This is a genomic window from Streptomyces sp. NPDC005141 (genome assembly GCF_053599975.1).
This window is the reverse complement of record NZ_JBSFYW010000144.1, coordinates 1-3178: the sequence shown is the minus strand read 5'-3', so window position 1 is coordinate 3178 and position 3178 is coordinate 1. Positions and strand designations below refer to the sequence as shown.

The following is a 3178-nucleotide window of genomic DNA, read 5'->3' as shown; positions in this document are numbered from 1 at the left end:
ATGATCGAGATCCGCAAACAGAACAAGGCCTTCGGACTCGGCTCCTACACCGAACTCCCCTCCTCCAACCCCGCCGTCCTCGCCTTCCTGCGGGAAGCGCCCTCGACCGGGGGAGAAGGGGACGACGACCTCGTCCTGTGTGTGCACAACTTCTCCCGGTTCGCGCAGCCCACCGAGCTCGACCTGCGCGAGTTCAACGGCAGACACCCGGTCGAGCTGATCGGCGGCGTGCGATTCCCGGCCATCGGCGAACTGCCGTACTTGCTGACCCTCGCCGGTCACGGCTTCTACTGGTTCCGGCTCCGCAAGGACGCCGTCTAGAACCCTGGCGGCGGGGCGGTTTCTCCCGCCCCGCCCTGGGCACGCATCACTAACACCCCGACTCGCCCGGTATCCGGGACCCCGGGTCACTGGGGAAAGGACGCGACGCCATGTCGGAAGCCGTTACCCACTCTGCCACGGCCCCGGTCGCACGCCCCGAGTTGCTCGCGTCACTCGATCCACTGCTGCGGGAATGGCTGCCCCGGCAGCGCTGGTTCGCGGGCAAAGGGCGTCCGGTGACCGGATTCTCACTGGTGGCCGCGGTGGAACTGCTGCCACCCACAGCCCAGTTGGGCCTGATCCATCTGCTCGTACGCGCCCATCAGCCGCGCACGCCGGCGCAGGGCGCCACCTCCCATCCCGGCGACTGCTACCAACTGCTGATCGGCGTGCGCGAGGCGCTGCCGCCACGGCTCGCGCCCGCGCTGATCGGGCATCCGGAGGAGGGGCCGCTGGCCGGCCGGACGGTTTACGAGGCGCTGTACGACCCGCGCCCCGCCGGTGTCCTCCTGGAAGCCCTGCGCAGCGGGGCCCGCATCGGTGACCTGCGCTTCGAGCACGACCGGCGCCAGCGGATACGGAAGGACCTGGTACCGCGCCTGGTGACGGCGGAGCAGTCCAACTCGTCGATCGTCTATGGAGATACGTTCATCCTGAAGGTGCTGCGCCGGATCGTCCCCGGGGTCAACCCCGATCTGGAGCTTCCGCTGACGCTGGCCCGGGAGGGCTGCGCGCGGGTCCCGGCCCCGGCGGCCTGGATGCTCGCGGACCTCGACGCGGAGACCTACGTACTCGGCGTGCTCCAGCCGTTCGTGCAGGGCGCGGCCGACGGCTGGGAACTGGCGCTGCGAGAGCTGGCCAAGGGCGAGGACTTCGCCGCCGAGGCCCGGTCGCTGGGCCGGGCCACCGCCGAGGTGCACACGGCGCTCGCCCGGTCGCTGCCCACGGTCACGCTGGGCCACACGCAGATGCGGCCTCTCGTCGACGGCATGGCCGAGCGGCTGGACGCCGCCGCGCAGGCGGTGCCCGCGTTACGGCCCCACGCCCGCGGACTGCGCACCGCGTTCGAGGCGCTGGCCGATCTGGCCGCCGAGGGCCACACCTGGACGGCTCAGCGCATCCACGGCGATCTGCATCTCGGCCAGTGCCTGCGCTCCCCCGACGGGGAATGGTCGCTCATCGACTTCGAGGGCGAGCCGTCGAAACCGCTCGCCGAGCGCCGTATGCCGCAGCCCCCGGCGCGCGACATCGCGGGCATGCTCCGCTCCTTCGACTACGCGGCCCACTCCGTCCCCGGGGCTCTCGGCTCCACGCGGGCAGGGGGGACCCCCCTCCCGCTGGTGCCCGGCTGGGCCGACGCGTGCCGGGCCGCCTACTGCACCGGATACGCCGAGGTCAGCGGCCTCGACCCGCGCACGGACCCGGTCCTGCTGCGCGCCTTCGAGACGGACAAGGCGGTGTACGAGGTCGTGTACGAGGCCCGGCACCGCCCTGACTGGCTGCCGGTTCCCCTGGCGGCGGTACGGCGGCTGGCCGCGTCGCTCTGACCCCTTTGCCGTTCACCAGCTCACCCTCCCGAGGAGGCCCTGCCCGTGACGCCCCGCCCCCCGTCCGACGACAGTCCGAAGAAGCACGGCGCGAAGAATCCGGCGGTCGAGAGTGCCGCCGAGGCGAAACCGGCCGGCAGGAAGGCCACTTCCGGCAAGAAGGCCGGGGCGAAGAAGAGCCCGAAGACCGGCGCGAAGGCCAGGGTGAAGATACCGGAACCCGCGCTCGACGAGAGCGGTCCCGCGGCGCCCGGAAGCGGGCCCGTCTTCACCGAGGGCGGCGCGGTCGCCGGTAGTGGATCCTCCGCCTCCGGGAGCGGGCCCGTCTTCGCCGGTGTCGGCCCCGCGGACCGTCAGCGACTGCTCGACGGTACGCACCACGAACCGCACGGAGTGCTGGGCGCCCATCAGGTGCCCGACGGTGTCGCCTTCCGGGCCTTCCGCCCGTACGCGCTCGGAGTCACCGTCGTCACGGACGACCTGCGCGCCGAACTGCGCGACGACGGGGACGGATTCTTCTCCGGGCTGCTGCCGCTGCGCGCGGTCCCGGAGTCGTACCGGCTGCTCGTGGCGTACGAGGGGACGGTGCTGGAGACCGAGGACGCCTACCGATTCCTGCCGACGCTCGGTGACTTGGACCTGCATCTGCTCGGCGAGGGCCGGCACGAGGAGCTGTGGCGGGCACTCGGCGCCGAACCGATGGAACAGCAGGGCGTCGCCGGCACGCGCTTCACCGTGTGGGCCCCGAACGCGCTGGGTGTCCGGCTGGCCGGCACCTTCAACTTCTGGGACGGCACGGGATATCCGATGCGGTCGCTCGGCTCCTCCGGAGTGTGGGAGCTGTTCGTGCCGGCGATAGGCGAGGGCGAGCTGTACAAGTTCGACATCACGCGCCCCGACGGTTCCCGCACGCAGCGCGCGGACCCGATGGCCCGCCGCACCGAGGCCCCGCCCAACACGTCCTCGATCGTCCACGCGTCCCACCATGTGTGGCAGGACGCGGACTGGATGGCGAAGAGGGCAGCCCGGCCCGCCCACGAGGCGCCGTTCTCGGTGTACGAGGTGCATCTGCCGTCCTGGCGACCTGGCCTGACCTACCGTCAGCTCGCCGATCAGCTCCCCGCCTATGTCGCCGACCTCGGCTTCACCCACGTCGAACTCATGCCCGTCGCCGAACACCCCTTCGGCGGCTCCTGGGGCTACCAGGTCACCGGTTTCTACGCCCCGACCGCGCGCCTGGGCACCCCCGACGACTTCAAGTACCTCGTCGACGCCCTCCACCGGGCCGGCATCGGCGTCCTCATGGACTG

3 protein-coding genes are annotated in these 3178 nt (G+C 71.6%); all 3 read left to right on the top strand.

Going from position 1 to position 3178, the window contains the following annotated elements:
* A partial coding sequence (locus tag ACWD68_RS41660) for an alpha-glucosidase C-terminal domain-containing protein (protein WP_451811682.1) occupies positions 1-321 on the top strand: 321 nt, incomplete at its 5' end.
* Positions 322-431: 110 nt separating this feature from the next.
* Complete coding sequence (locus tag ACWD68_RS41655; protein ID WP_451811681.1) at positions 432-1868, top strand: maltokinase N-terminal cap-like domain-containing protein; 1437 nt, start codon at positions 432-434, stop codon at positions 1866-1868.
* 45 nt (positions 1869-1913) lie between these two features.
* On the top strand, positions 1914-3178 hold a 1265-nt coding region (locus tag ACWD68_RS41650; protein ID WP_451811680.1), incomplete at its 3' end, for a GlgB N-terminal domain-containing protein.